This window comes from Candidatus Thiosymbion oneisti (genome assembly GCF_900092655.1).
Taxonomy (GTDB): Bacteria; Pseudomonadota; Gammaproteobacteria; order Chromatiales; family Chromatiaceae; genus Thiosymbion; species Thiosymbion oneisti.
Window position 1 is genome coordinate 1 of sequence record NZ_FLUY01000584.1, and the last position, 2,805, is coordinate 2,805.

At 59.7% G+C, this 2,805-nt stretch carries 4 protein-coding genes; 3 read left to right on the forward strand and 1 reads right to left on the reverse strand.

The window, feature by feature from the left end; translation table 11 throughout:
- Positions 1-132: 132 nt before the first annotated feature.
- The 3 genes from BQ17_RS06335 (at position 133) to BQ17_RS06340 (ending at position 1,773) form a co-directional block, all read left to right on the forward strand.
- Positions 133-744 carry a 2OG-Fe(II) oxygenase family protein gene (locus BQ17_RS06335; RefSeq protein ID WP_089725342.1) on the forward strand — a complete coding sequence of 204 codons (612 nt, stop codon included), beginning with the start codon at positions 133-135 and terminating at the stop codon, positions 742-744.
- A 410-nt stretch (positions 745-1,154) separates the two neighbouring features.
- A complete protein-coding gene (locus tag BQ17_RS23220) occupies positions 1,155-1,280 on the forward strand; it encodes a hypothetical protein (protein ID WP_256091498.1) in 126 nt (41 codons plus the stop codon).
- A 79-nt stretch (positions 1,281-1,359) separates the two neighbouring features.
- Entirely contained in the window at positions 1,360-1,773 is a 414-nt protein-coding gene (locus BQ17_RS06340; protein ID WP_089725344.1) for a DNA-binding transcriptional response regulator, read from the forward strand.
- A gap of 13 nt (positions 1,774-1,786) precedes the next feature.
- Here the strand turns inward: BQ17_RS06340 and mepA are convergent, their stop codons facing one another.
- The gene (mepA, locus tag BQ17_RS06345; protein WP_256091499.1) at positions 1,787-2,593 is read right to left on the reverse strand and encodes a penicillin-insensitive murein endopeptidase; all 807 of its coding nucleotides are present in this window, start codon (positions 2,591-2,593) and stop codon (positions 1,787-1,789) included.
- Between the last annotated feature and the right edge of the window lie 212 nt (positions 2,594-2,805).

The window sequence follows — 2,805 nt, forward strand, 5'->3', positions numbered from 1 at the left end:
TTCTTTCTTTGCGTCTTGGCGTCCTTGCGTCATTGCGTTTTTTCGCAATTTCCGTTTTTTCGCGAACTGAGCCACTATCGGGCGGTGCGTTACCTGGACAATAAATAGGCAAGTCAATAGGATATCCAAGCCATGAGTATGCCGACCGAATGCGGGATCAGGCCCCTTACGAATATCCGGGAGGTCAAGGCCGGTAGCTTTATCTTCGAGCGACCGCTGGCCCTGTCGCCCGCCTTCTGTGACGAAGTAATCGAGCGCTTCGAGGCCCATCCCGAGCACCAGCACGCGGGCCGCATCGGTCAGCTCCGGATCGAGGACTCAGGAGTGAAATCAACCACGGATCTGGTGGTGAGCAACAAGGAGAACTGGAAGGATGTGGACCAGATGTTCTTCCGTTCGCTGGCGGTGGCTATGAGGGAGTTTCGGGAGACCTTTCCCTACTTCAAGGGGCCGTTCAAGGATGTTGGCTACCAGATACAGCGTTACCGGACCGGCGATTTTTACCATTGGCACATCGATGGGGGGAGTCACGAATTCAGTCAACGGCAACTGGTTGCGCTCTGGTACCTCAACGATGTTGCAGGACCGGGCGGCGAGACCCGGTTCCTGTATCAGGACGTCAGCATCCGGCCCCGACGCGGCAAGTTGGTTTTGTTCCCCCCTTTCTGGACCCACGAGCACCAGGCGGTGGGGCTGAAGGAGGGGGTCAAGTACATCGCCACCACCTGGGTGGTATTTGCCTGAAGCCTGTGCTCCCCTGGTACCGCTGAGGGCTGCCGAATAAGGTAGTGGTTAATATTTAAATGATTTGTCGGCTGGCTCCCCAGGCTCCAGCGTGGGAGCGGACCTGGTCCCGACGGAGAGGGATCTGACGCTCCAGCGTCGATTAAGCGCCTCGGTAGGCTAAGAAGCTGTCTAAAAACTAACCTATTGATTTTAAGCTGGTAGGCTGGCTCGAGGGACGAGACCCAGCAAATCAGGCTGGCCCATAAAAGCTGGGTTTCGTTCCTCAACCCAGCCTACCGCCTACGCTGGCCTACGACCCTTTGTTTAGACAGCCTCTAACAGCCAACGCCTATTAGCACAGAGGAGCTGAGTCCGCTGGAGCGGACACGACGGCGTTCCCACGCTGGAGGAGCGCGAAGGCGCAGGTTGTGCGTCGTCTGTTGAGCCGGCTTGGAGTCGCGGAGGTTTCCGAGTTGCTCGGTATCCCGGTGGAAGACGTGGAACGCATGGCAGCAGCGGGGGACGACGACGATTTGGCGCGAGACCGACATTGATGCGGGTTCCGGTGAACCGCACCTACCTTTGTCCTGACCTGTGCTCCTGATGCACAGCCTGTTGAGGGGATGATCCAAAATGGAGAGCGCATCGCCTTGCCTCTTGGCCATCATGGAGCTCGGGGGTTACCCGAATTTGGCCCCGCTTTACAGGCAGCTCGGCTTCCGGACCGAAATTGTCAATTCTCAACGCAAGGCCCAGTCCTTCCTCAAGCAGCGGCTCCCCGACGTCATCGTCGCCGAATACAATTTCCAGTCGGATTTCCGGGACCGCACCAGCAATCTGGAGACGCTGATGGCCCGCCTACAGCGCCATCCCGGCGTCAAGGTCATCGTCTTTTTCCAGGACGAGTATCGACACAAGCTCGACAATCTACTGTCCCGCTTCCCGGTCTTTGCGGCGATTCCCTTTCCGGTGGAACCGGCACAGGTAGAAGCCGCCTTGCGGCGGGCACTTGAGGGGCCGGACAAGCCGAGCCAAGGTGACCTTTGAGATCCCGGTCTGCTCAGGGTTTGGAAAGCAGCACCTTGCAGGCGGCTGGTATGGGCGGTCTGGTTTTTTTCTTCTTCTTCGGCTGCTTCGACGGTGTTCTCGCCTCCTCGCTGAACCACCAGGCGAGTGACTGATCGCAGCCGTCTCCGGCAGGGAAGGGGGGTTGTTGCTTGCAGCGGGGGCTGCCTTTGGGGCACCTGAGCCTGACGTGAAAGTGGGCATCGTGCCCCCACCAGGGCCGTAACTTGCGCAGCCAGCTGCGGTCGCCCCGTTCGGATCGGCACAGGGCGCGTTTTATGGCCGGGTTGACGAAGATACGGTCCACCCGCGGGTGATCGGCGCTTGCCTTGAGCAGAAACCGCTGATGCTCACCCCAGTCCCCGCTAAGATCGAATCCCCCGGGCGTGACCATGCTGCCGGGATGGCGTCCCTCCGGGTACCGATCGTTCGCACTCCGAGCCGAGCCGGCAAGGCGGAACCAGATATCCACATCCATGCCGTTTTGATGGCTACGGTGCATGGACGACATAAGCCCCCCGCGTGGTTGCGAAAGGTCGCCCACCATCATCAGCTCATGGGTGCGCTTGCTCAGCGCCCGGCCCAGGTCCTGCACCAGGCGGACCGTATCCGGATGACCATAATAGCGATTGCGGTGACGTCGGATGCTGACGAAGCCGGTACCTGTGGCCGGCAACGGCCGTGCCCCTGCGAGGCAGCCGTTCGCGGGGCTCCCGATGGCGGCGGTAGGTCCCGGCGTTGTCGTAGCGACCTCCGCCCAGGGGGACGCCTGCGCCATGGATACGACGACTAGCCAGACCACCAGACCGACTCCAGGGCCGATTAGCCGAGCGGAATACCTGGCATTTATATTCCGGTTTTTTCGGTAGGGATACGACACGCTGCGCCCTTCGCGATAAAGTGTTTTAAATCGACAGATGGTAGTGGTAAATTCATGAGTGTTAAAGTAGAGCGGTTCATCTTTTTGATCCCCTCTCCCCAACCCTCTCCCGGCGGGAGAGGGGGCATAGCGGC

Coding starts and splice junctions, on each gene's coding strand:
- BQ17_RS06340 (WP_089725344.1), top strand. CDS start 1,360: ATGGAGAGCGCATCGCCTTGCCTCTTGGCCATCATGGAGCTCGGGGGT.
- BQ17_RS06335 (WP_089725342.1), top strand. CDS start 133: ATGAGTATGCCGACCGAATGCGGGATCAGGCCCCTTACGAATATCCGG.